The 25,661-nt window shown below is 62.8% G+C and carries 25 protein-coding genes and 1 pseudogene; 10 read left to right on the plus strand and 16 right to left on the minus strand.

The annotated features are described in order from the left end of the window. Positions 1–64: 64 nt before the first annotated feature. The 4 genes from ABIB36_RS00450 to ABIB36_RS00465 all read left to right on the plus strand — a co-directional run bounded on the left by ABIB36_RS00450 (position 65) and on the right by ABIB36_RS00465 (position 2,083). On the plus strand, positions 65–601 hold the full coding sequence (locus tag ABIB36_RS00450; protein WP_354558860.1) for a DUF3558 domain-containing protein: 537 nt from the start codon (positions 65–67) through the stop codon (positions 599–601). Positions 602–616: 15 nt separating this feature from the next. Then, positions 617–994 carry a hypothetical protein gene (locus tag ABIB36_RS00455; RefSeq protein WP_354558861.1) on the plus strand — a complete coding sequence of 126 codons (378 nt, stop codon included), beginning with the start codon at positions 617–619 and terminating at the stop codon, positions 992–994. A 159-nt stretch (positions 995–1,153) separates the two neighbouring features. Beyond that, the gene (locus ABIB36_RS00460; protein WP_354558862.1) at positions 1,154–1,690 is read left to right on the plus strand and encodes a DUF3558 domain-containing protein; all 537 of its coding nucleotides are present in this window, start codon (positions 1,154–1,156) and stop codon (positions 1,688–1,690) included. 15 nt (positions 1,691–1,705) lie between these two features. Then, a complete protein-coding gene (locus ABIB36_RS00465) occupies positions 1,706–2,083 on the plus strand; it encodes a hypothetical protein (RefSeq protein WP_354558863.1) in 378 nt (125 codons plus the stop codon). 28 nt (positions 2,084–2,111) lie between these two features. Here the strand turns inward: ABIB36_RS00465 and ABIB36_RS00470 are convergent, their stop codons facing one another. From ABIB36_RS00470 to mrf, 6 genes are read right to left on the minus strand one after another with little or no spacing between them, the layout of a single operon-like run. Continuing rightward, on the minus strand, positions 2,112–2,549 hold the full coding sequence (locus tag ABIB36_RS00470) for a VOC family protein (RefSeq protein WP_084347810.1): 438 nt from the start codon (positions 2,547–2,549) through the stop codon (positions 2,112–2,114). Positions 2,550–2,575: 26 nt separating this feature from the next. Then, positions 2,576–3,721, minus strand: a complete 1,146-nt coding sequence (locus tag ABIB36_RS00475) for a lipase family protein (protein WP_354558864.1) — start codon at positions 3,719–3,721, stop codon at positions 2,576–2,578. A gap of 40 nt (positions 3,722–3,761) precedes the next feature. Next, entirely contained in the window at positions 3,762–4,823 is a 1,062-nt protein-coding gene (locus tag ABIB36_RS00480; protein ID WP_354558865.1) for a VIT1/CCC1 transporter family protein, read from the minus strand. A gap of 19 nt (positions 4,824–4,842) precedes the next feature. After that, positions 4,843–5,010 carry a 50S ribosomal protein L32 gene (rpmF, locus tag ABIB36_RS00485; protein WP_084347804.1) on the minus strand — a complete coding sequence of 56 codons (168 nt, stop codon included), beginning with the start codon at positions 5,008–5,010 and terminating at the stop codon, positions 4,843–4,845. Between the two features lie 2 nt (positions 5,011–5,012). Beyond that, positions 5,013–5,273: a type B 50S ribosomal protein L31 gene (locus ABIB36_RS00490; RefSeq protein WP_084347802.1), complete on the minus strand. Its 261-nt coding sequence runs from the start codon at positions 5,271–5,273 to the stop codon at positions 5,013–5,015. Then, a complete protein-coding gene (gene mrf / locus ABIB36_RS00495) occupies positions 5,270–6,532 on the minus strand; it encodes a ribosome hibernation factor-recruiting GTPase MRF (protein ID WP_502944855.1) in 1,263 nt (420 codons plus the stop codon). The genes ABIB36_RS00490 and mrf overlap by 4 nt, the downstream gene beginning before the upstream one ends. Before the next feature lie 106 nt (positions 6,533–6,638). On the opposite strand from mrf, the gene rpmB reads away from it, so the two are divergent. From rpmB to ABIB36_RS00520, 5 genes and pseudogenes are all read left to right on the plus strand, one after another. Then, positions 6,639–6,875 (plus strand): 50S ribosomal protein L28, encoded by a 237-nt coding sequence (rpmB, locus tag ABIB36_RS00500; protein WP_354558868.1) that lies wholly within the window; start codon positions 6,639–6,641, stop codon positions 6,873–6,875. A 23-nt stretch (positions 6,876–6,898) separates the two neighbouring features. Next, a pseudogene (locus ABIB36_RS00505) lies at positions 6,899–7,099 on the plus strand (uS14 family ribosomal protein); the annotation flags it as partial. A 14-nt stretch (positions 7,100–7,113) separates the two neighbouring features. After that, the gene (rpsR, locus tag ABIB36_RS00510; RefSeq protein WP_084347795.1) at positions 7,114–7,368 is read left to right on the plus strand and encodes a 30S ribosomal protein S18; all 255 of its coding nucleotides are present in this window, start codon (positions 7,114–7,116) and stop codon (positions 7,366–7,368) included. A gap of 111 nt (positions 7,369–7,479) precedes the next feature. After that, positions 7,480–8,403, plus strand: a complete 924-nt coding sequence (locus ABIB36_RS00515; protein WP_354558869.1) for an AEC family transporter — start codon at positions 7,480–7,482, stop codon at positions 8,401–8,403. A 57-nt stretch (positions 8,404–8,460) separates the two neighbouring features. Continuing rightward, positions 8,461–8,928 carry a hypothetical protein gene (locus ABIB36_RS00520; RefSeq protein ID WP_084347792.1) on the plus strand — a complete coding sequence of 156 codons (468 nt, stop codon included), beginning with the start codon at positions 8,461–8,463 and terminating at the stop codon, positions 8,926–8,928. Between the two features lie 24 nt (positions 8,929–8,952). Here the strand turns inward: ABIB36_RS00520 and ABIB36_RS00525 are convergent, their stop codons facing one another. The 9 genes from ABIB36_RS00525 to ABIB36_RS00565 form a co-directional block, all read right to left on the minus strand. Further along, complete coding sequence (locus ABIB36_RS00525; protein ID WP_354558870.1) at positions 8,953–10,902, minus strand: vWA domain-containing protein; 1,950 nt, start codon at positions 10,900–10,902, stop codon at positions 8,953–8,955. Then, positions 10,902–12,266 (minus strand): sigma 54-interacting transcriptional regulator, encoded by a 1,365-nt coding sequence (locus ABIB36_RS00530; protein ID WP_502944867.1) that lies wholly within the window; start codon positions 12,264–12,266, stop codon positions 10,902–10,904. Before ABIB36_RS00530 ends, ABIB36_RS00525 begins: the two co-directional genes overlap by 1 nt. Positions 12,267–12,374: 108 nt before the next feature. Further along, on the minus strand, positions 12,375–13,928 hold the full coding sequence (purH, locus tag ABIB36_RS00535) for a bifunctional phosphoribosylaminoimidazolecarboxamide formyltransferase/IMP cyclohydrolase (RefSeq protein ID WP_084347786.1): 1,554 nt from the start codon (positions 13,926–13,928) through the stop codon (positions 12,375–12,377). Further along, the gene (gene purN / locus ABIB36_RS00540; protein ID WP_084347784.1) at positions 13,925–14,566 is read right to left on the minus strand and encodes a phosphoribosylglycinamide formyltransferase; all 642 of its coding nucleotides are present in this window, start codon (positions 14,564–14,566) and stop codon (positions 13,925–13,927) included. Before purN ends, purH begins: the two co-directional genes overlap by 4 nt. Positions 14,567–14,603: 37 nt before the next feature. Further along, a complete protein-coding gene (locus ABIB36_RS00545; RefSeq protein ID WP_084347782.1) occupies positions 14,604–16,130 on the minus strand; it encodes a cell division protein PerM in 1,527 nt (508 codons plus the stop codon). A 56-nt stretch (positions 16,131–16,186) separates the two neighbouring features. Next, entirely contained in the window at positions 16,187–17,113 is a 927-nt protein-coding gene (locus ABIB36_RS00550; RefSeq protein WP_143542175.1) for a DUF5336 domain-containing protein, read from the minus strand. A gap of 515 nt (positions 17,114–17,628) precedes the next feature. Further along, positions 17,629–18,540 carry a succinate--CoA ligase subunit alpha gene (gene sucD / locus ABIB36_RS00555; protein ID WP_084347777.1) on the minus strand — a complete coding sequence of 304 codons (912 nt, stop codon included), beginning with the start codon at positions 18,538–18,540 and terminating at the stop codon, positions 17,629–17,631. Between the two features lie 8 nt (positions 18,541–18,548). Then, entirely contained in the window at positions 18,549–19,712 is a 1,164-nt protein-coding gene (sucC, locus tag ABIB36_RS00560; RefSeq protein WP_084347775.1) for an ADP-forming succinate--CoA ligase subunit beta, read from the minus strand. A 145-nt stretch (positions 19,713–19,857) separates the two neighbouring features. After that, complete coding sequence (locus ABIB36_RS00565) at positions 19,858–21,696, minus strand: hypothetical protein (protein ID WP_354558873.1); 1,839 nt, start codon at positions 21,694–21,696, stop codon at positions 19,858–19,860. Positions 21,697–21,942: 246 nt separating this feature from the next. Between ABIB36_RS00565 and ABIB36_RS00570 the strand changes: the two genes are divergently transcribed. Next, positions 21,943–22,968 (plus strand): M23 family metallopeptidase, encoded by a 1,026-nt coding sequence (locus tag ABIB36_RS00570; RefSeq protein ID WP_354558874.1) that lies wholly within the window; start codon positions 21,943–21,945, stop codon positions 22,966–22,968. 84 nt (positions 22,969–23,052) lie between these two features. Here ABIB36_RS00570 and pcrA read toward each other — a convergent pair whose 3' ends face one another. After that, positions 23,053–25,527, minus strand: a complete 2,475-nt coding sequence (gene pcrA, locus ABIB36_RS00575; protein ID WP_354558875.1) for a DNA helicase PcrA — start codon at positions 25,525–25,527, stop codon at positions 23,053–23,055. Between the last annotated feature and the right edge of the window lie 134 nt (positions 25,528–25,661).

Raw genomic sequence — 25,661 nt, forward strand, 5'->3', positions numbered from 1 at the left:
AGACGGAACCAGAATCGCTGTCGGTGCGTCTAACCTATCGACGAGTCCAACGGATAGGGGTCCCATGCAGCGCCGATGGCCAGCAGTTCTGACGGTAGCCACGATGTTGTGCGCCTGCGCCCAGCCTGTAGACGGCGTCGCTGTCGCGGGATTCCCAGGGGTCACCGAGCAATTCGAGCCCTGCAGCATCCCCGACGACGCCATCGTGGCCACAGGGTTGGACTTGGAGAAGACGGAAGTCGGATGGGGCGAAGGAATCAGTGTCCGCGAGTGGACCCGCTGCACCTGGTCCGGACCTGCAGGTGACGCTTGGTACTACTTCAGTATCTTGTTTTCCTTGCAGTATTCACTCGATGATGCCCGCCGCAATCCGAACTATTTGAATATCGAGGACGTCGATATCGGTAGCCGAAAAGCTATTCGATTCCGATTCAACGGAGTGGATCAGGGTGACGGGTGTGACGCGGCCATCGACACGAACGAGGGGCTTGTTCGGATTTCCGTCTACGCCATGGGAGGACTGACACCGCATTCCGACCCGTGTCCAATACTCCTAAGACACGCGGCCGATCTAGAGAGCTACCTCCCCGCACCAGCCTGACTGCAAAGGACCATAATGGCCATTGATTCACCACTTCAGCACTGGAGTGACCTGGCAACCGCCGCCGATTCAGGGCAACTTTTTCTCAATCCAAATGCTGCCCGAGATTGCAATCAAGCATGCGAGGAATATCTGTCCATTCTCAGGGTTCAGAAACAAAAGGCGGCTGCTCTAGGGGACGTTCGAGGAATGGGAGAATTTCCCTCAGGCATTGCACTGGCCAAGAAGTTTTCATTGAAGGCCGTCGGCGGTGAAAATAATTTGGTCGACGTCTTCCAAAGCCATATCGACGTCGTGATGGCAATGCAAGCCGTGTTCCGGAAGTTCTTCGACGCAACCGAAACCACCGACCAAGACAATGCCAGCCGCATCGGCCAGGAGGGTCCAAGGTAGACGACACAGATCTCTCAGGATCGAGCTTGTTGAAGGAAGTGGCTGAACACCGACAGATCACGGAAGCCGAGTATCACCCTGACGAACCTGCATCGGGACGGAACCAAAGTCCTCACCGGTGCGTCTAACCTACCGACGAGTCCAACGGATAAGGGTCCGATGCAGCGCCGATGGCCGGCAGTTCTGACGGTAGCCACGATGTTGTGCGCCTGCGCCCAGCCTGTAGACGGCCTCGCCGTCGCAGGAGTCCCAGGGATCACCGAACAATTCGATCCCTGCAGCATCCCCGACGACGCCATCGTGGCCACAGGATTAGATCCGGAAGAAAAGCAAGTCGGATGGGGCGAAGGAATCAGTGTCCACGAGTGGACCCTCTGCACCTGGTCCGGACCCGCAGGTGACGCCTGGTACTACTTCAGTATCTTGTTTTCCCTGCAGTATTCATTCGATGATGCCCGCCGCAACCCGGACTATTTGGATATCGAGGACGTCGATATCGGTAGCCGAAAAGCCCTTCGATTCCGATACAACGGAGTGAATCAGGGTGACGGATGTGACGCAGCCATCGACACCACCGAGGGGCTAGTGCAGCTTTCCGTCTACACCATGGGAGGACTGACACCGCATTCCGACCCATGTCTGCTACTCCTAAGGCACGCAGCCGATCTAGAGAGCCACTTCCCCGCACCAGCCTGACTGCAAAGGACCATGATGGCGATCGATTCACCACTTCAGCACTGGAGCGACCTCGCGACCGCCGCCGATGCCGGACAATTGTTTCTCGAACCAACTGCTGCCCGAGATTGCAATCAAGCGTGCGAAGAATACCTGTCCGTACTGAGGGATCAGAAACAGAAAGCGGCTCTCCTCGGCAATGTTCGAGGAATGGGAGAATTCCCCTCAGGCAATGCACTGGCCAAGAAATTTTCGTTGAAGTCCGTCGGCGGTGAAAACAATCTGGCAGACGTCCTCCAAAGCCACATCGACGTCGTGATGGCAATGCAAGCCGTGTTCCGGAAGTTCTTCGACGCAACCGAGGATGTCGATGACTCGAACGCCGCCGCAATTGGCCGGGACGGACCCAAATAGCCGACCGAACGCCCACCACCCGAGCCCGTTATGACACCTCGGTCAGCCGGACGTTTCCGCTGTCGTCGACGCTCCACCCGGGGTTGTGGCAGATTTCCCAGATCAATCCGTTGGGGTCTGCGAAGTGCCCGTGGTATCCGCCGAAGTCGGCGCGGCGAGGCGACTTGATCAGCGTTGCACCGGCTTCCACGGCTGCTGCAACAACTGCGTCGACCGCATCGGGGCTGTCGACATTGTGGGAGAGCGTCAGCCCGCTGACCGACGCCGGGCCACCGCTTCGTCCCATGTCTTCTACGAACTTCTGGGCGTCGAACAGCCCCAGCACCAACCCTGGCGCGGTCTGGAAGAAGAGGATGTCGCCCGGCACATCCAGCAGGGGCGTCCACCCGAGTCCGTCGCGGTAGAATGTGCGCGCAGCGTCGAGGTCAGGAGTTGCGAGGGTCAGGAAGTGAATTCGCTGGTCCATACCCTCAGTGTCACACCATTGGGCACCTAACGAAAGAGCCCTGCGACGAACGGGATCGAGTCTGCCTGCGAAGCGAGCATCGCGCCGCTGTGGTCGGTGGGATAAGTGTGCAACGTTACCGGCTGACCGTTGGCGATCATCTGGGCAACCAACGAAAGCGCTGACGGCGCAGGCACATCCGTGTCGTAGAGACCTTGAGCGATGAACACCGGTCGGTCGTAGCCGGTGAAGGGAACACCCATGTAGTCGTTGATCAGTCCGTAGAAGTTCGGTATCTCGTTGAGCGGGCGGGAGAACAAGTCGCCGCTGACAATGCCGTCGAACTCTTCTTCAGCTTCGAGGACGCAGAGTGTCTGAGCTCGATCGACGGTCTCGCGTCCGAGAGGCGTCAGGTAGGAGTCGAGGTCGATCTCCGGGTGAGCCGAACGCAACCCCGCAAGGATGTAGAGCAGGTACGTCGTCACGCCTTTACCGACGGCGATGGGAAGAAATCCGGGGCCTGCGGGAAGTAGCGCAAGTTCGATGTTGGCAGGCACCCCGGTCCCGACGCCTCCCCGGTAGTCGAGGTCGGGGCCGCCGAATTCGGAAGCGTAGCGCGCGGTGGTGATTGCGGCACCACCACCCTGTGACTGCCCGACGACGACCCACTTGTCGGACAGTGACTTCTCGACGGTCCTCGATGCCTTCACCGAATCGACGACGTTGTGCGCCTCCAGTTTGCCGTCGAGGTACGACATTATGCCGGGGGTTCCGAGCCCGACGTAGTCCGTCGCAGCGACCGCGTATCCCTGCTCGAGCCAGGTCCCGAGGTACTGCCGATCGCGCGCTGGATCGGGCGGGCCGACGAGGGACGGTGTGCACTTGTCGTCGAGACCCGATGTGCCGTGGGCCCAGGCGATGACGGGCCAGCCGCCTTCGGGGGCATTTCCCTCGGGGACGAAGAACGCTCCGGTGCTCAGCGCGGCCGCACCGTCGGATCCGACAGTCCAATAGGTGATTCTTTTGGCATCGCCTGCGCCCGGCAACCACAGTTCCGAGGCAAGATCTTCTACCGCGACAACAGTGCCGGGTGAGGTATTCACCTCGTCCGCACTGGCGTACGCGGCCGACCCTGCTACGAGCAGGACGGCAACTGTTGTGACAGCGGCGAAGTGGCGTACAGCGGTGAGCATGGCAGGAACTCTAGCGCCAGAAGTATCGATTCCGACCGAATCAGACGCCCCCGCCGAACAAAGTTCCGAGCAGGTAGGTCGCGCCGGCAGCTCCGTAACCGATGGCCAACTGGCGCAGCGCTCGCTTGACGGGTGGCCCGCCACTGAGAAGGCCCACGACCAGACCGGTGCAGATCAACGCAATTCCAACCAGTACCGACGCGACGACAAGTGCCGCAACGCCTTCCATGCCCACGAGGTACGGCAACACTGGGATGACCGCGCCCGATGCGAAGAAGCAGAAGCTGGCGACGGCGGCCCGGACGCCCGTGCCGACGGATTCGTGCTCGTCGGCCGCTGGACCCATGTCGTCCCCCGTCATACTCTGCAGCACCTTCGATGCTTTCGACTCGGCCTCGGCCGACGTCATTCCACGTGCCCGATACACCAGTGCCAATTCGTTGGCATCGACGTCGAGGTTGTGCAATGCATCACGCGCTCTCCGGTCGGGCGAAGACGCTTCGAGCAGTTCCCGCTGCGAGCGCACCGAGACGTACTCCCCCGCCCCAATGGACAACGCCCCTGCCAGCAGGCCAGCGAGTCCCGTCAGCAGCACAATGTGGTTCGAGACCCCGCTGCCGCTGATGCCCAGCACCAGAGCGAGGTTGCTCACCAACCCGTCGTTCGCGCCGAACACTGCTGCACGGAACGTCCCCGACAACCTGTTGCGCCCACGTGCGGCCAGAGCCCTGACCACTTCGGCGTGGATCTGCTCGTCCGCGATCATCGCTTCGGTCGCGTCGCCGTCGAGTGCATACGGTGACCTGGACTCTGCGCGCTGTGCCAACGCCAGCACGAACACCGAACCGAACCGCCGCGCGAGCACTCCGAGCAACCTCGTCCGGAGATCGCCCCTCAGTGGCGTCCCGACGCGATCGCCCAGCAAGGTGCGCCAATGCCGCTCGTGCCGACCCTCTGCTTCGGCCAGAGCGAGAAGGATTTCTCGCTCCTCACCGCTGCGACGCTCAGCGAGATCGCGGTAGACAGCGGCCTCTGCCAACTCGTCGGCGAGGTAGCGTCGCCACCGTTCGACGTCTTTGGCTGACGGGGCAGGTTGGACCATGGAGTCAACCTACCGGCGTCTACCTCGGATCGTAGACACCCGTTGACACTGCCTTGACCAACCTGCGCGGCACCCGAAAACTCGTGCCGTCCACCCGCACGGTCACAAGGTCCGGTACCACTGCCTTCCACTGCGCCCGCCGATTGCGAGTGTTGGAGCGCGACATCTTTCGTTTCGGCACGGCCATGTTCAGGCACCCTTCCTGGTTCGACGTCCATAACGCTTTTCGAACTTCTCGACGCGCCCCTGGGTGTCCATGATTCTTGTGGCTCCGGTCCAGAACGGGTGAGATTCGCTGGTGACGTCGACCATCACTAGCGGATAGATGACGCCGTCCTCCCACTCGACATCGCGGGCGGAGGTGATGGTGGAGCGGGTGAGGAACTGCGTTCCTGTTCCCGCGTCCCGAAACACCACCGGGTGGTAGTCGGGGTGGATATTCCTCTTCATTCTGTTGCCTCTCTGTTGACGTCCGAATAGGGGGATTGGATTCTGTCGCAGGGATCTTCGTGACTGTTCCCGAATGGGTCCGTCCACGTGATCCACTTTTCACGCATCAGCATTTCGTCGTCGGACACCAGCGCCCACCGCAGTGTTCGATCGATCTCCGACGGATCGGCAGTGTGGACGAGTACCACGAGCGAGGTGTCACGATCACCGAACTCCTCGTCCCACCGCAGTGCTGCCATCGCCCGCCTGGTGAAGTCGGCACGGTTCAGTTCATTGGAGTTCATCGACGCCAGCCACTTCCCTGCACTGGCGACGCGCAAGCCCCCACCTGCGGATTCGACCCACAGAGCCTCGTTCGGTTGCGTCGCCACCCAGGCTCGCCCACGGACACTGACGACGCCGGCGAGCAGTACGTCGACGGCCTCGTGGAGCCGCTCTGGGTGGAACGGACGTGATGCGGTGAACTCGACGAGCGAAACGCCACAGTCCTCGGTGAGTGGCGGTTGCCCTCGCAGCAGCGGTGAGTGCGCATCGGACACCGCACCGCGTCGCGCGTCGAAAGGCACTGCGCTGAGCAGCATTTCACCATCGGCGGTGGAATCGACATCGATCCACACAACGGGGGCGCCTGGCGCGAGCCGCGCCAGGACTGCGGCGAGCGGTCCCCGATCCCAGCTTTCGACGTCGGGACCTGCCGTGACGACGAGCGCGTCGGCGTACTCGACCTGCCCGACGACCAACTGGGCAAGCGTCCGCTCATCGTCGTGACTGGCTTGGGTGCCCCGGTCGGTGAGGGAATCGTCGCCGGTCGCGTCGTCGAGCCATGTGGCCGCGTCGAGACAATTGATGACGGCTTCGACGCGGACGTCACGCGAGGCCGGTCCGTCGACCCGACCGACGATGCCTTCGACGACGACATGACGGATCGCCCAGCACAACACCGCAGGTTCGAGAGTCGGGTCCATGGCGAGAACTATGCGGTGGATGGAACTGCGGTTCGAGAGTGTGCGGAGCAGGGGCAGCAGGTCTTGGCGCAGAATGCAGGACACGCAACCGTGCGCGAGTTCGAGGATCGTCTCGCGCGGCTGCTCTCCCGCCGTATAGATGGTTCTGCGCACGACGCCCTCGCGTACGCGGCTGAGATCGTGGCGCACAGCGACGGTTCCCTCGGTAAGAAATGAGGTCACCACTGCGCCCATCGCTCCGGTCCAGCCGGACACGAGTACCACCGGTATGCGGCGGTCCGTGGGGAGATTCACTGAAGCCCTTCCTTCGACAATGATTGTCATTGCGTCTTGAAGCACGCTACATTCACAAGGTCCAGTTGTCGAATATGATTGTCATTAACGATAGGGAGTGGCTCGTATGTCCAGGCATTGCCAAGTGACGGGACGAAAGCCGGGATTCGGCAAGTCCGTCTCGCACTCACACGCCCGAACAAGCAGACGGTGGGACCCCAACATTCAGAGGAAGACGTACTACGCCCCCAGCCTCGGCCGGCGCATCACGCTGACCCTGTCCACCAAGGGCATCAAGACCATCGACCGCGACGGCATCGACGCCGTCATCACCCGTATCCGCACCCGGGGGCACAAGATCTGATGGTCATCATCACCAAGCCCCCCAGCCACGATTCCGAGCGCACGGAGACCCGAGTGGCACTGCAGCGTTTGTCGCATGCTCGGAGTCCGGTACGATTGCGCAATCGCGACGCTGCGGATGGACGTCCGCGCGGTTTCCTGCGGAAGTGTGGACTCTCACGCATCGACATGTGCGAGCCTGCGCACCGCGGGGAACTGCATGGCGTCCATAAGTCGAGCTGGTAAGGGAAAAGGTAGAGATGGCAGTCAAGAGAGCACCGTCGAAGAAGGTCCGCGCAGAGGTTGGCCGTCGACCCAAGAAGAACCCGTTGAACGCCGCCAAGGTCACCACGGTGGACTACAAGGACATCAACCTTCTTCGTCAGTTCATTTCCGACCGCGGCAAGATTCGTAGCCGTCGCGTCACCGGCCTCACGCCGCAGCAGCAGCGTCAGGTCGCCGTCGCAGTGAAGAACGCTCGTGAGATGGCACTGCTGCCGTTCACCAGCCGCTGATCACAGTCTTTCCAGAAAGGCCACGCATCCTTCGGGTGCGTGGCCTTTCTCGTGAGCCACTAAAGTTAGAGGCGCCCCACTACCGATCCGAATCGAGACCCTGAAACCTTCATGTCCGGAGTTCTCGAAGGCTTCACGGTCATCTTCGTCGTCATCGCGCTGGGATACATGCTGGCGCGACTCGGGGTTCTCGGTGACCACGGCCAATTCGTCCTGAGCCGACTCGTCTTCTTCGTCGCGACGCCGGCCCTGCTGTTCGTCACGATGGCGACGTCGGATCTCGCGGTCATTCTCTCGCCGACCCTCGCAGTCGCGGGGGTGTCCGCGCTGGTGGTCGGGTCCATCTATCTGCTCACCGCCAAGCTGGTGTTGAAACGGGCTACCCCGGAAGCGACGATCGGCGGCCTCGCCTCGTCGTATGTCAACGCCGCGAATCTCGGAATCCCGATCGCCGTCTACGTGCTCGGTGACGCAACTTTCGTTGCCCCACTCCTGCTCTTTCAGATCATGATCTACTCGCCGCTTGCGCTGACGATTCTCGACATCTCGACGATGGGCAAGAAGGCGTCAGTACGCAATATCCTCATCTCGCCATTCAAGAACCCGATCGTGCTTGCCGGCGGACTCGGTCTCGCCCTGTCCATCACCGGACTCGAACTGCCCGAAGCCCTGATGCAACCGTTCGAACTCGTCGCGGGAACCGCCGTCCCCGGCGCACTGCTGGCCTTCGGTCTGTCGCTGTACGGGACCCGGGTACTCCAGAAGGGCGCCAGTCCGCGACGGGACGTAGCGCTCGCCACCGGCTTGAAGATGATTCTGCAGCCCGTCCTCGGCTACCTGTTGGCTCGGCTCCTCGGCGTCGAGGGACACGAGCTTTTCGCCATCACCGTCATCTCTGCTCTCCCCACGGCGCAGAACGTGTTCGTTTTTGCCAGCCGATACAACCGCGGCGTCGTCATGGCCAGGGACACAGCCTTCGTGACAACACTTCTCTCGATCCCTGCCATCGCACTCGTCACGGCATTGTTGGCCTGAGGACAACTCTTGCGCAACCCAAAGGTTCTACTCAGCTCACGGCGCTACCTTGGAGGCATGAGGTTTCTGGCTGCGGGAGTACTGATGTGCGTCCTGCTCGTCGGCTGCGCGAGCGAGGCGACGACGGCAGGCAGCGTCGACGTCGAAACCACGAGCAGTCCGGCCGCCACCGACCCGATGCGCTCCCCTAGTTCCCCACCTGTTCCCGTCGAGGTCCCTGTCGGAGAGGTCGGGACGATGTTCGAATCGACACCCGAACTGATTCGCGCAGCGCCGACACCGTTCGAATCGTGGAGTCAGATTTCTCCCAACACCATCGCCATCCACTTCGTCACCGGGACGCCTGAGTGCTACGGCGCCGACGCGAAGGTCACCGAAACCGATACCGAAGTGGTGATCGCACTCCGGACAGGCACACGTCAGGAAGCGGCAGACAAAGCCTGCATCATGGTGGCCGTATACGGCACGATGCAGATGACATTGCACAGCCCGCTCGGAGATCGCACCGTCGTCAACGCGGCATGACAGTCGAGAAAGCCCACCAAAGACTCAGGACTTCCGACGCCGCTTCAGATAGTCGCTGACCACCGCTGCTCCGAGACCATCCAAATCCGGCGCAATGACCCGCCCACCGACCCGTTCGGCCATCCGATCGACGACACGTGCAAGCCCCGGATCGTCACCAAGACGGAAAATGGTCACCTGCGCACCGAGTTTCGCAATATTGTCCAGCTCACGGACCGTGAGACCCAGAGTGCGCGGACTCGGCGGATAGTCGAAATACGCATTCCCGTCCGGCTCCAGATGCGCCGTCGGCTCGCCATCCGTCACGATCAGCACCACCGGCTGAGCGTTGGGGTGTCGTCGCAGATGCCGACCCGCCAACAGCAAGGCGTGGTGCAGGTTCGTGCCCTGATCGTAGGCACCGTCCAGGCCCGCCAACTCCGACGCCGTCAACTTCTGCGCGTGACGCCCGAACCCGATCAACTGTAGATCGTCGCCCCGAAACCGTGTGCTCACCAGATGCTCGAGCGCCAACGCCGTGCGCTTCATCGGCACCCACCGGCCGTCCATCACCATCGAGAAAGACGTATCGACGAGCAGCGCGACGGCCGCCTGCGTTCGAGTTTCGGTCTCACTGATCTCAACGTCCGTGACCCGCAAGGACACCGGAAAACTCGATCCTTGGGCCGCTGTGCGCAACACCGCGTTGTTGACCGTCCGCGTGACATCCCACGGCTCGGTATCACCGAACTCCCATGCCCTCGACGCCCCGGTCGGCTCCCCCATCGCGCCCGCCTTACGGGTATCTCGCTCGCCACCGCGTCGGGAAATCTTGCCTGCGACATCGCGGAGCGCCGACTGTCCGAGCTGACGCATCGCCTTCGGCGACAGCCGCCATTGACCGTCGGCTCCCTTGTCCATGAAACCCTGCTGCTGCAAAGCCTTTTCGAGTTCCGACAGCATTCGTGCATCCGCTGCAGCTTCCGGGCCGAGCTGCTTCAGGAGCGATTCCGCATCGATATCGTCCAGCGCAGCGCCGTTGTACTGTTGCGACAGTTGGTTTCCCAGATTCTCCAGCTCCGCGATGTCCTGCAGCGCACCCGTGCCATCGCCGAGGCCCATACCGTTCTCACCGCGGAAGTCCTGCGATCCGTCCCAATCCTCACCTGGCCTTGCCGCCTGTAGGTTCTGATCGAGTTGGTCGAGCTGGCTCAGCAAATTCGAATCACCGAAAGCCTGTTGCGCCAGCGCGTCCAGCTCGGCGCGTTGCTCCGGACTGAGGGAGTTTCTCAGTCGCTGAGCTGCCGCTGCTCGCTGCGCAAGCGAATCGAGAAGCTCTTCCACGTTCTGTGGGTTCTCCGGGAAGTGCTGCCCATGCTTGTTCATGAACTCGTCGAACTGCGCGTCCGTGTCCTCGCCCTTGTTGTGCGCGTCGAGCAACTCGTTCAGGTCTTTCAGCATCTCGCTGATCGCCTGCCGGTCCTCATCGGTCGCACCTTCGAGCGCCTTCTTCATGCCGGCGAAGCGTTGATCGAGCATCTCGCGACCGAGCAGATCTTTGATCTTCTCGTAGTTCTCCCGCGACTCGGACGAGCGCCAGTCGTAGTCAGCCAGTTCCTGTACTGCCTGCGCGGTGGACGGTGACAGATCACCGATCTGCATCTCCTTGAAGCGCGCATCGTCGTCCAGTGCGCGAGCGAGCGTCTTGCGTTCTTCGAGCACAGCCTTGTCGAGGAGCTCGCGAACCTCCTGCAACGTGCCGTCCAAATTGTTCTTACGCAACATGTCTCGACGACGACGGTTGGCTTGGGCCGCGAGATCATCGAGACCACGCATGTTCTGCGTACCGCGTCGCAACATCTCTTGCAGAGCCCTGCGCGGAGATGCCCCCTCGAGGACATCGTTGCCGATCGATTCGAGTGCTTCCCTCAGATCGACGGGAGGCGCCAGCGGATCGGGTCCTCCGTGATATCGACCGTATCTGCTGGCCGACATCAGCTGTACACCGTCTGACCGTCTTCGTCGGGATCCTTGGCTATCCGGCGAGCCAGGTACAGCCCTTCGAGTGCAAGTTCGGTTGCCGCGGCCCGCTCGCCATCGGAAGAAGCATCGAGCCGTGCCGAAACCTCGTCGAGCACCTCCAGATCGGGAAGCTCTCCGAGCAACGCTTTGGCGGTGATCCGGTCGCCCGTCACCACCGGCTCGCCCTGCTCGATCGCTGTCACCAACGGGGCCAGGTTGATTCCACCGAGTCGCTCACGGACGGTATCGGCCGTTGCACGACGCAACAGGTGCTCGAGTACCTCGACCTCGCGGCCCTCTTCCCCTGATTCGAACTCGACCTTGCCGCGTAGAACCTCGATGATCGTGCCCAGATCTACCGGACGCGCTACCGCATCGGCCTCGCCGAGCACGGCAGCGCGATGAATGGCCGCAGCCGAGATGGTCTCGGCCGCCGCGATCGCGAAGCGCGCCGACACACCCGAACGCTGATCGATCGACGGCGACTCACGCAGAAGTCGGGTGAAGCGTGCCAGAACCTCGAGCAGATACGACGGGACCGTCGCTGTCAGCTCGGCCTCCTGCTCGATGACCGAGACCTCGTCGCCCAGCACGATCGGGTAGTGCGTGCGGATCTCCGCGCCGAAGCGGTCCTTCAGCGGCGTGATGATGCGTCCACGATTGGTGTAGTCCTCGGGGTTCGCACTCGCGACGAGCAACACGTCGAGGGGCAGCCGGAGGGTGTATCCGCGGACCTGGATGTCGCGCTCTTCCATGACGTTGAGCAAGGAGACCTGGATGCGCTCGGCAAGATCGGGGAGTTCGTTGATCGCGACTATTCCGCGGTGGCTTCGTGGTACCAATCCGAAGTGAATGGTCTCCGGGTCACCGAGGCTTCGACCTTCGGCGACCTTGACCGGGTCGACGTCGCCGACGAGGTCTGCAACAGAGGTATCGGGCGTCGCCAACTTCTCTGCATACCGCTCGCTGCGGTGGCGCCAACCGATGCCCAGTGCCTCGCCGAACTCGGCGGCCTTCCTGATGCTCGCCGGAGTGATCGGCTCGTAGGGATGCTCGCCGAGTTCGGAGCCCTCGATCACAGGCGACCACTCGTCGAGCAACAGGTGCAAGGTACGCAGCAGGCGCGTCTTGCCTTGCCCCCGCTCCCCGAGCAGAACGACGTCATGGCCGGCAATGATGGCGCGCTCGAGCTGTGGCAGAACCGTCCTGTCGAATCCGACGATTCCCGGCCACGCAGACGTCCCTTCACGAAGGGCGTCGAGCAGATTGTCTCGGAGTTCTTCCTTGACCGAACGCTGTACGTGTCCGGATGCGCGCAGTTCGCCGACGGTGGTCATGCCAGGTTTGGTAGAGGTCACTTCACCACGTTACGAGCGTTCGCACATTTGTGCACCCCCTACCCTGATTCGGGCGTCCCGAAGAGCGGGGATGCACAACTGCGAACTCTAGTGCGCGAAGTGCCGTGCACCCGTCAGGTACAACGTGACGCCGGCATCCTGAGCGGCGGCGATGACCTCGTTGTCACGTACCGATCCGCCGGGTTGTACAACAGCGCGCACCCCTGCGCTCAGCAACACCTGCAACCCGTCGGGGAACGGGAAGAAGGCATCCGAGGACGCGACCGAACCTTCGACGCGTTCGCCAGCCCGCTGGACCGCCAGATGAGCCGCATCGACGCGATTGACCTGACCCATTCCGACGCCGACCGAGGCGCCGTCGTGGGCGAGAAGTATCGCGTTGGACTTGACCGCTCTACATGCACGCCAAGCGAATTCGAGGTCATTCAGCGTCTGTTCGTCGGCCGGCTCACCGGCTGCGAGGGTCCAGTTGGCCGGGTTGTCACCATCGGCGTCGATCGCGTCGCGCTGCTGCAGGAGCGTGCCGCCAGAAATAGGCTTCAGCTCTATACCCTGCGGTGACGGCGGCGTAGCAAGAAGCACACGAATGTTCTTCTTACGCTGAAGAACTCCCAACGCACCATCAGCGTACGACGGCGCGACGATGACCTCGGTGAAAATCTCCGCTACCTGCTCCGCCATCTCGACGGTCACCTCGCGGTTGGCTGCGATGACGCCGCCGTATGCGCTGACCGGATCACAGGCGTGTGCTTTGCGATGGGCCTCGGCGATGTTCTCGCCCAACGCGATACCGCACGGGTTGGCATGTTTGACGATCGCGACGGTCGGCGCAGAGTGGTCGAACGCGGCCCGCCACGCGGCGTCGGCGTCGGTGAAGTTGTTGTACGACATCTCCTTACCGTGCAACTGCTTCGCCTGCGCAATGCCGTCACCCGCTGGGTCGATGTACAACGCAGCAGCCTGGTGCGGATTCTCGCCGTACCGAAGCACTGCAGACCGGTCCCACGTGCCCCCGATCCACCCGGGGAATGTCGTCTCGGGATCACTCACGAGCACACTACTCATCCACGATGCGACTGCGACGTCGTACGACGCAGTGTGCGCAAACGCTTGCGCCGCAAGGGCAGTGCGTTCGGCGAGAGTGAATCCGCCACCGGACACTGCAGCAAGAACATCTTCGTACCTGGCCGGGTCCACAACGACGGCCACCGAAGGATGATTCTTCGCCGCAGCGCGAACCATCGACGGACCACCGATGTCGATCTGCTCGACGCATTCGTCCTCGGTCGCGCCACTACGAACAGTCTCGGTGAACGGGTAAAGATTGACGACAACGAGCTCGAACGCCTCGATACCGAGCTCCTCGAGCTGCGCGAGATGCTCGGGCCGTCGAGTATCCGCGAGCACTCCGGCATGAACGCGTGGGTGCAGGGTCTTGACCCGGCCGTCGAGCGTCTCAGGGAAGCCGGTGAGATCCTCGACCTTGGTGACCGGAATCCCCGCGTCGGCGATCTTCGACGCCGTGGAACCGGTGGACACGAGGGCGACGCCTGCGCTGTGCAAACCGGTCGCGAGTTCGATCAGTCCGGTCTTGTCGTAAACACTGACCAACGCACGCCGCACTGCTTTACGTTCACTCATCGCCTAATCTGAGCCTTTCGTCCATCGGAGACAACACCTCGGGTGGCCACGGCCGCGATCACATCGACCAGCAGCCGTCGTTCCACAGTTTTGATTCTCTCGTGCAGCGACGATTCACTGTCGCCTTCAAGCACTGCCACGGCCTCTTGGGCCAAGACCGGTCCGGTATCGACACCCGAGTCCACGAGGTGCACCGTCGACCCAGTCAGCTTGACGCCGTATTCGATCGCGTCCCGAACAGCATGTGCACCGGGAAACGACGGCAGCAGCGCCGGGTGCGTGTTGATGATGCGCCCGGCGAAAGCATCGATGAAGCTCGGGCCCAGGATCTTCATGAATCCGGCGGTGACGACGAGATCCGGCTGATGCTTCGCGACGGATTCGGTGAGTGCCACGTCCCACTGCGAGCGATCCGCGTAATCACGAAGCCCTACACGGAAGTGGGTGATGTCAGCCGCACGTGCATGCTCGACAGCGTCGCACTCGCGGTCGACGCCGACGGCGGTGATGCGTGCTGGGTAGGAGTCCACCGCAGCCGCTGCGATCAGCGACTGCAACAGCGTGCCGGTGCCCGAAGCGAGGACAACGACTCGTGCTCGGTGCTCACGCGAGGCAGTCAGCGCAGTTCTCCTGAGAATCGTCGTGGTTGCCCGTCGATCCGGGCCAGCACAAAGACTAGTCGCTGCTCTCTGCAGGCTTGACGGGCAGGTCCTCTGTGGACTTCACCTCGACCGGTTCGTCCACGTCCGACGTCGGTGGCGCAACCAAGTCCACAACCTCTGCCTCGACGACATCTTCGGCTGCCGATGCAGCCGCTTCGGGTTCTGGCGCAATCGTAGGCACGTCTACGGCCTCGGGCACGTCGATTATCTCGGCATCCAGAGCGTGTTCTTCATGGACGACGGGTGGGGTCTCGGCTGGCTGTTGGGCATCGATGGTCTGGGCATCGGCGGACTGGGCACGAGGCGTCAGGACAGGCTGCTCGCTTGTGCGCTCAGTTTTCTCGGGCAGCGGTTCGTCGTGCTTCGATCCCCCACGCCATGCAGTGAGGGCGGCAGCCAGTGACCCGACCACCGCCAACCACGCGAACGTCAACAATCCGAACGACCACGCCGTGATTTCGACGGTGCCGAACGTCCCCAGGCTTCCGCCTGCCGCGAAGCCGCCCACTGCCGCGAGAATCCCTAATGCCGCTGCACCGAGCCAGACGGAGGACATTGCGTAATGCACGTCGACGGTTCGACGCGCGCAATCGCGGCCGAGCATGACAGCAGCGGTGATCGGGACCACGAGCATCAGGAACCACGCCGTCTGCGCTGACCCTTCCGGCAGAACCGCAAGAACGGGGAGCGGCGGAAGTGGACCGGCTGCGGTGTGGAAAAGGCTGACCGAGGCTTCGCCGACATGCGCCGCGGATCCCACCGATACCGCGGAAGTTCCGAGCACCACATTGGGTAGATAGAGGATCGAGAGCACGGTGAGCCCGAGGAAGCCGACGAATCCGTTCCCGGCGTCGAGAAGCATCTCCATCGTCGACCATGACGCGACCATCGCCGCGAGGGATATAGCTGCGCCGCCTGCGATCAGGACCATCGCGGCACGAATCGTCGGCCGCACGACCTCCCCCACCCAGGTTGGGACCCTCGGGGCCAAGCCGAGCGAATCCCAGCTTCCCATCACCACACCGATGGCGGCAGCGACGGCATGAATTCCGGCGACCCAAGCGAACGCGTGAAACGCATTAGGGCTCGACAGGCCGATCGCTGCCGAGGCATCGGTGGCGACAGCCAACGCGACCGCGGTGACGAGCAGTGGCCCTAGTACGGCGGCAGCGAAGATCGATCCCAGTTCTCGACGCGTCGAGAACTCCGTGGACACCCGGTGGACACCGCGGGCGACGACGACCATGAGCACAATCGTCGGAAGCAACGGAAACACTCCGAGCGAGGTTCCGGAAATACTCAACGGCACCTGATGCACGGCGAACCACATGCCTGCAATCGCGCCGAGCGTCCCGGTGAGCTCACTGTTGGCGGAGACGAGCGTGACCAGAACGAGAGAAACAATGATTGCTATCAAGAGGCCAGGAACCCGGAAGCCGACCCGGACCAACATTCTGGACTGGGCAGGGGTCAGCAACGGCGGACGCTGCTGTGCCGGGTGCCGCGTACGCCGTCTCTCATGATTCAGTAGAGCGCTCATCAGGGATGAGGGTTTCACCATCGGGCGAGGCGATGGATCAGGCGCGCCGAAGATCCCTACTTCTCGTCGTCGTTGGCGGGAGTGGTGCCGAACGCCTGGGTGGGTTCACTGTAGGAGGGCCCACCGGTCGAGCCACTCTCGGTGGGCGTGGACGGCCCTCCGGACTGCTGATCCGTCGGCACTGCCTGTGTCTCGGGCGAGACTGCATGCTGAGGCGCTCCTGATCCAGCAGAACCCACCGGCGGTTGGCCGTACTGGTACTGGCTGTACGGCGAAGACTGATCGGCAGAGCCCGTCGGCCCGCTTGCACCATGCTGCTGCGGGTCGACCGGGTAACCGAGGCTGCCGGACGGATTTTGTCCGCGGGCAGGCTGATTGGGTGCAGGCTGTCCCGGGTAGGTCGGTGGAACGTAACCACCCTGAACCGGGCCTCCATAGCTCTGCTGTGGCTGACCATAACCGTAATTCGGTGGCTGCTGACCAGGCTGGCGGTAGCCCGGAGTTGGCGAATAACCCTGGAACTGATTCTGCTGGCCGTACGAAACATCCTTAGGTGCAGGCACTTTCAGAACATCCGCACCGAACAGAAGTGCGGCGATCGCAGCAAGGGACTGAAAGAATCCGAGTACCAAGACGATGATGGCGCCAGTTCCCAGACCGATCGAGCTACCCATTCCTCCGCCCGAGTCGATATTGAAGGACTGGAAGACCAGCGTCAGCCACCCTGAAACCGCCAACGCTGCTGCGATTCCGATGGTGCTCGACTGCTTGGGTAGCAACCCGACCGCTGCCACAAGCCCCGAGGCCAACAGCAGTGCGATCGAAGTGGGGTCACCGTTGCCGAACTGGAAGAAGTTACTGGACACGTCGAACGCCGAGTACTGGCCGGCCAGGCCGACCAGAAAACCGATCCCGCCAAGAGCGGCGACGACCAGCGTCAGAATCCGTGGCAGCGGCAACGGCGTCTTCGAAGCAGGCGACATATTCGAAGCAGGCGACGGCGAGTACTGACCTGGTTGCGAGTACGACTGCTGCCCTGGCGTCTGCTGAGACGGACCCTGTGAAGTGGGCCCCTGCGATGACTGACCTTGTGGTGACGGACCCTGTGTCGATGGACCCTGTGGCGATGGCCCCTGTGGGGTCGCACCGTAGGACGGGCCGTGGCTGCCGTATCCGCCGGCTCCGTAACCGGGCGAACCTGAGTTTGGGCCCTCGGGCGGATAGGTCATGACACTCACCTCATGTTTCTACGTCGAAATTGGGTCCACGGACCACGCTAGTCTACGGACCCGATGCGACACCTCGCCCAGCGTCGACCAGCGCAGGTGACACCGCAACGGTGTGGCCCAAAGACCGTGCGGGAACAGCAGATCGATCGCTTCGATGCGCCATTCATACGATCTGATAGCTCGAGTGCGCCATTCAAGCGGGCGGGGGTCGGGCGGTGAGCACACAAAAGGCCCGCCACCACCGGTGACGGGCCTTTCGAAGGTGAAAGCTACTTGACGGAGAGCGATTCGAGGATCTCGCGAGCAAGTGCAGCGGTCTCGGACGGCGTCTTGCCGACCTTGACGCCTGCGGCCTCGAGAGCGTCCTTCTTGCCCTGAGCCGTACCCGAGGACCCGGAGACGATGGCGCCTGCGTGGCCCATGGTCTTGCCCTCGGGAGCGGTGAAGCCTGCGACGTAGCCGACGACGGGCTTGGTCACATTGGCCTTGATGTAGTCGGCTGCGCGCTCTTCGGCGTCGCCACCGATCTCACCGATCATGACGATGATCTTGGTCTCGGGATCGTTCTCGAACGCCTCGATGGCGTCGATGTGCGTTGTACCGATGACCGGGTCTCCGCCGATGCCGATGGCCGTCGAGAAGCCGAAGTCACGGAGTTCGAACATCATCTGGTAGGTCAGCGTGCCGGACTTCGAGACGAGGCCGATGGGCCCGGTGCCGGAGATGTTGGCGGGCGTGATGCCGACGAGAGCTTCACCGGGGGTGATGATGCCGGGGCAGTTCGGTCCGATGATCCGGGTCTTCTTGCCCTTCTCCACGTTGTAGGCCCACGCGTAAGCGGAGTCCTGCACGGGGATGCCCTCGGTGATGACGACGAGCAGCGGGATCTCCGCGTCGATCGCTTCGACGATGGCGTCCTTGGCGAATGCCGGCGGCACGAAAGCGATGGAGACGTCCGCGCCGGTCTTCTCGATTGCCTCGGCGACGGTGCCGAAGACGGGAAGTTCGATGTCGTTGCCGTCTTTGTCGACGTGCTTGACCGTGGTTCCGGCCTTACGTGCGTTGACGCCGCCGACGACCTGGGTGCCGGCCTTGAGCATCAGAGCGGTGTGCTTGGTGCCCTCGCCGCCGGTGATGCCCTGGACGATGACCTTGTTGTCCTTGTTCAGAAAGATTGACATGGTTTCCTCTACTTCGCAGCCAGCTCGGCGGCCTTGTCGGCGCCCTCGTCCATGGTCTCGGCGAGCGTCACCAGCGGGTGCGCGGCGTCGGCGAGAATCTTGCGTCCTTCTTCGACCTTGTTGCCGTCGAGACGAACCACCAGCGGCTTGTTGGCCTCGTCACCGAGCTTCTTCAGTGCGCCGACGATGCCGTTGGCAACCGCGTCGCAAGAGGTGATGCCGCCGAAGACGTTGACGAACACGCTCTTGACCTGCTCGTCACCGAGGATGACGTCGAGTCCTGCAGCCATGACCTCGGCCGAGGCGCCGCCACCGATGTCGAGGAAGTTGGCGGGCTTGACGCCACCGTGGGCCTCGCCTGCGTAAGCAACGACGTCGAGGGTCGACATGACCAGTCCGGCACCGTTTCCGATGATGCCGACCTGTCCGTCGAGCTTGACGTAGTTGAGGTCGTTTTCCTTGGCCTTGGCCTCGAGGGGATCGGCAGCGTCCTTGTCCTCGAAGTCCGCGTGGCCGGGCTGACGGAAGCTTGCGTTCTCGTCGAGCGTGACCTTGCCGTCGAGGGCGAGGATCTCATCGTCCGGGGTGCGAACCAGCGGGTTGACCTCGACCAGGAGAGCATCTTCGTTGATGAAGACCTCCCACAGCTTCTGGATGGTCACCGCTGCGGCATCGAGCACCTCGGCGGGAAGCTTGCCTTTTTCAGCGATCTCACGAGCAAAAGCGAGGTCGACGCCCTTGACGGCATCGACGGCAATCTTGGCGAGTGCATCGGGGTTCTCTACTGCCGTCACCTCGATCTCCACGCCACCCTCGACCGAACACATCGCGAGGTAGGTGCGGTTGGTGCGGTCGAGCAGGAAGGAGATGTAGTACTCCTCGGCGATGTCGGATGCTTCTGCAACGAGAAGCTTCTTGACGACATGGCCCTTGATGTCGAGTCCGAGAATCGCTTCTGCGTTCTCGGTGGCTGCTGCGACGTCCTTGGAGTATTTGACGCCGCCGGCCTTGCCGCGTCCGCCGACCTTGACCTGCGCCTTGACCATTACTGGCTTGCCGATTTCCTTGGCAATTTCTGTTGCTCCGGCGACCGTGTCCGTGACACGACCTGCGGAGGTTGGTACGCCATGCTTGGCGAACAATTCCTTCGCCTGGTATTCGAAGAGATCCATCAGCTCACCGTCTCGTCTACGTTGACGCCCGCTCCAGGGTGTGAGCGGGTCTGAGCATCGACTTTATCCAGGTAGCCCACGGGCGCATCGGGCGCATGGATGGTATGTGGTCTATCTCACCGGCAGGTGCCATGTGTCCTGCGCCTCACCGCAGACGACTACGAGCCGAAAGTAGCGCGGCCACAGTAAGAGTGAGCGCTCCGAGCGCCCCGACGATCACTCCGGACCCGATTACGGGCTCGAGTGCGCGTGTCTCGGTCAGCGGCCACCCGAGCAAATAGATGATCATCGCGATCACGCATCCTGCGAGAAGTGCAGTGCCGCGCGAAGGCCTCGACCGTGACGCTACGACGGCGGAGACCACGATGGTCACGGCGAGAAAAGCCTGTCCCCACACGTCCCATCCCCACGGAAAAATACCGAACCACGCTGCGGTGACGTCCGTGCCACGGTAGAGCGGCAGCGCCAGTCCTGCGGCAGACAACAGCCCTCCGAGCCATGCCACTGATCCGAGCCCGACGTCGATGCGCGTGTCCGAGGTGTCGACATCCTCACGCTCAGCGCTTCCGGCGAGGAGCACACATCCGCCACACAGCACCGCGCCGATAGTGCCCAGTGCCGTCGCAACACCGCCTACGCCGAGGGCAATGCCGTCGATGTCCGTGGCCAGGACAACCGACTGCAACACACCGGACGCACCCATCACGGCGGCAACAGCCAGGACACCGAGCACGGGACGGACCGGTGCCGCCAGTACCGAGAAGAACAGCGGGATGGACGCAAGGACCAACATGAAGCCCGCTACGGCGGCGACCCTGGTGGCCAGGATCGTCGGATTGGGCAGGCCATCCGGAACCGAGAGGGTCGGCAAGAGGGCGCCGGCGACGATGAGGCCACCCGCCGCGACGCCCACAACTCCAGCAACGACATGCCAACGGTTTGTTGCCGAGGTCGAGTCCACGGGCGTGGTGCGTCGAACTTCGGCAGAGTCGCCACGTCGCTCCCGGAGCTTCGACACCGGGAAGAGCACGACTCCTACCACCACGAGCACTGCCGATGCGAAAACCCCGACCCACGATCCAGGCGCCGCGTCGACTCCAGGCCCACTCGACGCACCGGCCAATACCCGCGAGCCCGTGACGCCGAGCATGCCGAGCCCGGCGCCTATGGAAGCGCCGGCTGCGACGGTAGGTGAAATCGACGCCAGCGCCGCAGCCGCCACGATGAGGACGGCAAGGGCGACGATCCCCGACCCCACTGACGTCGTCATCGGGGAATCGATCACAACGGGAACCAGCACGATGGCGTCGGAAGAGTCGTAGGGCGAAGCGAACATCGACCCCGCCGCCACAGCGGCAGCGCCGACGGCAAGTACGGACAACCACCCGCCGATACGGATTGCCGAGGCCCGGTTGGCCATATCCGCGTGGGTGGAATATCCGTATCCGTCGGACAGCGAGGCTCGGCTCACCGCGATCAATCCGAACAACCCACCCAGCGCCGCGAGCACATGAGCGGCAAGCACCAGATAGGCGCCGGTGCCCGGTTCCAGCGCAGCGGCAGTGATGGGCCGAAACAGCTCCAGACGATTCGAGTCGATCGGATCGACCAGGAGCCCGATATCGAGAACGGCCAGACCGGCCGACACCGCCCCGTAACCCGCCGTCACAGCGCCGGTGAGCGCTGCGCGGCGCGCAGTGACACCGAGCACTGCCATCACCGCCACCAGAACCACTGGGGTAAGCGCAATGAGCGCAGCGACAGTGACGCCCGCACCGATCACCTCTCCCGAAGCTGCGGATACCGAGCCCTGCGTGACCACTGGCTCGAACGACAGCGCTACGACACCGCACAGCGCGCCAAGCACGGTGACTGCCGCTGCGACAACTGCTGGAACGAACGCGCTCTTGTCGTCGTCGCGGTTGGGCTCGATCCGTCGAGGAAGTACATCTGCGGACTGGTCGGTCGGGGAGATTGGTGCCACGACAGCGACGTTATCTGCCGGTGCCGATTTACATGGACTTCGCGGGCCGCGTTTCGATAACGCGTATTCGGGTAGTTGTAACCGAGCGGGGGGTCGGTGCCGTGGTGACATTTTCCCTGTTCGCACTGTGAGGCACATCACATATTGGCCCAGTCTGAGCCGAAAACTTGCGCCCCCCGCGATCGTTTCGTTACCGTCTGCGGAGTCTTAAGTAACGAGCAGATCACGAAACGGAGGTCGAAGGTTTTGTCGCAGCACCGCGCGTCCTTCACCACCAGCAGATTCGTCACCCCGACAGCTGTGACCGAGAGTGCACCCACCGTGTACTCGACCGATACCAGCTGGGGAACCGAGGCCGCAGACTTCGAGACGCCGAGCTACGACTACTTCGCCAGCAATTACGGCCCCGCCGAGAGCTACCACGACGCCGAGCTGCACAGCTCCGTCGACATCGATAGCGCCGCGGGCACCGAATCCGTTACACCGATCTTGGAAGTACCCCGTCGAGGCGGATCCCACCGCATCCCGACGCCGCCCACTGCACTCAAGGGCCGAGCAGCTGTTCTCGCTGTCGCTGCCGGGGCCATCGTCGCCGCAGGCCAGGCTGTTATCGATCACGCGCCTGCCACCCCCACTTCCGAAGAAGTTGCTCTCGCTGCAGGTTCCGCGCCGGCCGCACCCGGCATCGCCGCTACGGCAGTACCGCAGGCAGCCCAGTTCGCCACCGACAGCACGAGCACAGCAGCCTCTCAAGCTCCTCAGATCCTCAACGTAGCCAACCCGGTAGACCTGAGCCAGTTCAGCAATTTGCTGGCAAAGGGCCAGCGTTTCAGCGAAGAGCGCGCCGCACGCGAAGCCGCTGCCCGACGCCCGCTGTTCGTCCTACCGGCCGTCGGAACGTACACCTCGAACTTCGGGGCCCGTTGGGGCACCCTTCACGCCGGCGTCGACATCGCCAACGCCATCGGAACGCCGATCGTCTCGGTTGCCGACGGCAAGGTCATCGATGCAGGTCCTGCTTCCGGCTTCGGAATGTGGGTTCGCGTACAGCACGCAGATGGCACCGTCACCGTATACGGCCACATCGACACGGCAACCGTGTCGGTCGGCCAGCAGGTCATGGCCGGCGATCAAATCGCCACCATGGGCAACCGCGGCTTCTCCACCGGCCCGCACCTTCACTTCGAGGTCCACTTGCCCGGTGAGAACAAGATCGACCCGCTCCCCTGGTTGGCCTCACGAGGCATCGGCCTCGGCCCCGAAAGGGACTAGCGCCACCTTCTCTGCCCGCGCACAGACATTCCCCCCGGCTCACACGCCCTTTCGCGCACGTGTGTAGCCAGCGGTGGACACCTCTCAGAGCTTGGTCATCGGCACACCGCCGATAAGCATCATCTTCACTCGTCCCGATGTGCCGAAGTCGACGAGAACCATCGCCGATGTTCCGCTCCCGGTCGATTCGAGGACGGTTCCGAGACCGTACTTATCGTGGTTGACGCGGTCGCCGACGGCCAACACCAACGTGTTGTTGCGCGCACGTGCGGAACCGAAACTCGGTGTACTCGAGGCCCCGCCGTGGGAACTTCCGCCCCCGAAACCGCCGCCGCCGAATCCCCCGCCGCCGTAACTGCCCTGTCTGGTGCGCCCGCCGCCAATGGAGCGTCCACCGCCGATACCCGGGTCCTCACGCTTCCACTCGATCAGCTCCTGCGGTATCTCCTGCAGGAAGCGTGATTCCGGATTGTTGATCGGCTGCCCCCACGCCGAGCGCATGATCGCGCGGGTCACGTACAGCCGGTGGCGAGCCCGGGTGATTCCCACGTAGGCAAGACGCCGTTCCTCCGACAGCTCGTTCGGGTCTCCGAGTGCGCGCATGTGCGGGAACTGCCCGTCCTCCCAGCCGGTCACGAAGACGACAGGAAACTCCAGCCCCTTGGCCGTGTGCAACGTCATCAACGTGACGACACCGGTACCGGAGTCTGGAATCTGATCGGTGTCGGCTACCAACGACACACGTTCGAGGAATGCCCCGAGCGAACCAGGTTCCGGCAGCCCTTCCTCCGGATCCGCCTCGCCGTCGGGCACCGTTTCGGTGACGCCCTCGGCGTCGAGTTCGGCTGCGACCGCGGCAAGATTGCGCGCCTCGGAGGTGAATTCCCTTGCCACACTGACCAGTTCGTTGAGGTTATCGAGGCGGGCGCCATCCTGAGGATCGCTGCTTCCCTCGAGCTCCGCCCGATATCCGGTCCTGTCGAGAACTGCCTCGACGACGTCGCCGATGTCGACGACGTCGTTACCATCTCCGTCCGTTGTCGTAAGAACCGCGCGGAGTTCGTCGAGCAGCTCGAGAAACTGGCCGATGAGTTTCTGAGACCGGCTGTTCAGCAATGCGACGCGCCCGTCGGCCGCATCTCGTAGTGCCCGCGAGAAGCTCATGTCCCGTTGCTCGGCATGCACGGCGACACATGCCTCGGCCCGGTCACCGATTCCTCTGCGCGGAGTGTTCAGGATACGACGCATGCTCACGGTGTCGTCCTCGTTGGACAGCACACGTAGGTACGCCACCATGTCGCGGACTTCCTTGCGCTCGTAGAAGCGCACACCGCCGACGACCTTGTAGGGCAATCCGAGCCGAATGAAGATCTCTTCGAGTGCTCGCGAGGAGTTGTTGGTGCGATAGAAGACCGCCACCTCGTCGTAGCGCACATCGTGGTTGTCCACGAGACGATCGATCTCCGATGCGACGAACGAAGCCTCGTCGTGCTCGTTGTCGGCTACGTAACCGACGATCAGTTCACCCTCGCCGGTGTCCGTCCACAGCTTCTTGTCGCGTCGGCCGGTATTGCGGGAGATGACCGAGTTGGCGGCCGAGAGAATGTTCTGCGTCGAACGGTAATTCTGCTCGAGCAGAATCGTGCGCGCGTCGGGGTAGTCGCGCTCGAACTCCACGATGTTGCGAATAGTGGCCCCTCGGAACGCATAGATCGATTGATCCGCATCACCCACGACGCACAGCTCACCCGGCTCGATGGTGCCCTCCAACGCGCCGTCGGCGTCGGGAGTGCCGACCAATTCGCGGACCAGCATGTACTGGGCGTGGTTGGTGTCCTGGTACTCGTCGACGAGAACGTGCCTGAACCGCCTCCGGTAGTACTCCGCGACCTGAGGAAACGCCTGCAGCATCCCGACCGTCTCGCCGATCAAATCGTCGAAGTCCATCGCATTGGCCGCGCGCAGACGCTGCTGATAGTGGCCGTACACCCGAGCGATGAGCTTGGGCAGCTCGACTGGTTCCTTCTCCGCATCCGACGCTGCATCGTCCGGGCTGATCAGCTCGTTCTTCAGATTGGAAATCGAAGTGGAGAGCAGACGCGCCGAGAACTTCTTCGTGTCGATCTGCAGATCCTTCGAGATCATCGTCAGCAGGCGGCGAGAGTCGTCGGCGTCGTAGATCGAGAAGTTGGAGTTCAACCCCGGCAGCAAGGACGCTTGGCTACGTAGTATCCGGACGCAACTCGAGTGGAACGTCGATACCCACATGTTGTTCGCTCGCGGCCCGACGAGTCCGACGACTCGCTCGCGCATCTCGGCTGCGGCCTTGTTGGTGAACGTGATGGCAAGCACCTGCCCCGGGGTGACACCGCGCTCGGCAAGCAGATATGCGATGCGGCGCGTCAGGACTGCAGTCTTGCCCGAACCCGCGCCCGCAACGATCAGAAGGGGCGACCCGGTGTGCATGACGGCCTCGCGCTGCTGCGGATTGAGACCCTCCAGCAATGCTTCGGACTTGGATCTACCGGGAACGGGTACAGCTACAAGATTCATGTTCATCGCTGTCTCAGGTTACCGGCGCCTACCGACACGTAGAACTACTGCCGTCATTGTTACGAACAACCGACTTTCCACGAAGCCTTCCAAGTGGCAAACTGGATCGGTGATCGAATCTGCCGTGCGTCGGCGTCCCG

It is taken from the genome of Rhodococcus sp. UYP9, assembly GCF_040547235.1.
Classification (GTDB): domain Bacteria; phylum Actinomycetota; class Actinomycetes; order Mycobacteriales; family Mycobacteriaceae; genus Rhodococcoides.

Coding starts and splice junctions, on each gene's coding strand:
- ABIB36_RS00550 (WP_143542175.1), bottom strand. CDS start 17,113: ATGTCGCCTGCTTCGAAGACGCCGTTGCCGCTGCCACGGATTCTGACG.
- ABIB36_RS00530 (WP_502944867.1), bottom strand. CDS start 12,266: ATGACCACCGTCGGCGAACTGCGCGCATCCGGACACGTACAGCGTTCG.
- ABIB36_RS00450 (WP_354558860.1), top strand. CDS start 65: ATGCAGCGCCGATGGCCAGCAGTTCTGACGGTAGCCACGATGTTGTGC.
- purH (WP_084347786.1), bottom strand. CDS start 13,928: ATGAGTGAACGTAAAGCAGTGCGGCGTGCGTTGGTCAGTGTTTACGAC.
- ABIB36_RS00525 (WP_354558870.1), bottom strand. CDS start 10,902: ATGTCGGCCAGCAGATACGGTCGATATCACGGAGGACCCGATCCGCTG.
- ABIB36_RS00490 (WP_084347802.1), bottom strand. CDS start 5,273: ATGAAGAGGAATATCCACCCCGACTACCACCCGGTGGTGTTTCGGGAC.
- sucD (WP_084347777.1), bottom strand. CDS start 18,540: ATGTCAATCTTTCTGAACAAGGACAACAAGGTCATCGTCCAGGGCATC.
- rpsR (WP_084347795.1), top strand. CDS start 7,114: ATGGCAGTCAAGAGAGCACCGTCGAAGAAGGTCCGCGCAGAGGTTGGC.
- ABIB36_RS00520 (WP_084347792.1), top strand. CDS start 8,461: ATGAGGTTTCTGGCTGCGGGAGTACTGATGTGCGTCCTGCTCGTCGGC.
- ABIB36_RS00465 (WP_354558863.1), top strand. CDS start 1,706: ATGGCGATCGATTCACCACTTCAGCACTGGAGCGACCTCGCGACCGCC.
- sucC (WP_084347775.1), bottom strand. CDS start 19,712: ATGGATCTCTTCGAATACCAGGCGAAGGAATTGTTCGCCAAGCATGGC.
- rpmB (WP_354558868.1), top strand. CDS start 6,639: ATGTCCAGGCATTGCCAAGTGACGGGACGAAAGCCGGGATTCGGCAAG.
- pcrA (WP_354558875.1), bottom strand. CDS start 25,527: ATGAACATGAATCTTGTAGCTGTACCCGTTCCCGGTAGATCCAAGTCC.
- ABIB36_RS00455 (WP_354558861.1), top strand. CDS start 617: ATGGCCATTGATTCACCACTTCAGCACTGGAGTGACCTGGCAACCGCC.
- ABIB36_RS00475 (WP_354558864.1), bottom strand. CDS start 3,721: ATGCTCACCGCTGTACGCCACTTCGCCGCTGTCACAACAGTTGCCGTC.
- rpmF (WP_084347804.1), bottom strand. CDS start 5,010: ATGGCCGTGCCGAAACGAAAGATGTCGCGCTCCAACACTCGCAATCGG.
- ABIB36_RS00470 (WP_084347810.1), bottom strand. CDS start 2,549: ATGGACCAGCGAATTCACTTCCTGACCCTCGCAACTCCTGACCTCGAC.
- ABIB36_RS00480 (WP_354558865.1), bottom strand. CDS start 4,823: ATGGTCCAACCTGCCCCGTCAGCCAAAGACGTCGAACGGTGGCGACGC.
- ABIB36_RS00545 (WP_084347782.1), bottom strand. CDS start 16,130: ATGAGCGCTCTACTGAATCATGAGAGACGGCGTACGCGGCACCCGGCA.
- ABIB36_RS00460 (WP_354558862.1), top strand. CDS start 1,154: ATGCAGCGCCGATGGCCGGCAGTTCTGACGGTAGCCACGATGTTGTGC.
- ABIB36_RS00515 (WP_354558869.1), top strand. CDS start 7,480: ATGTCCGGAGTTCTCGAAGGCTTCACGGTCATCTTCGTCGTCATCGCG.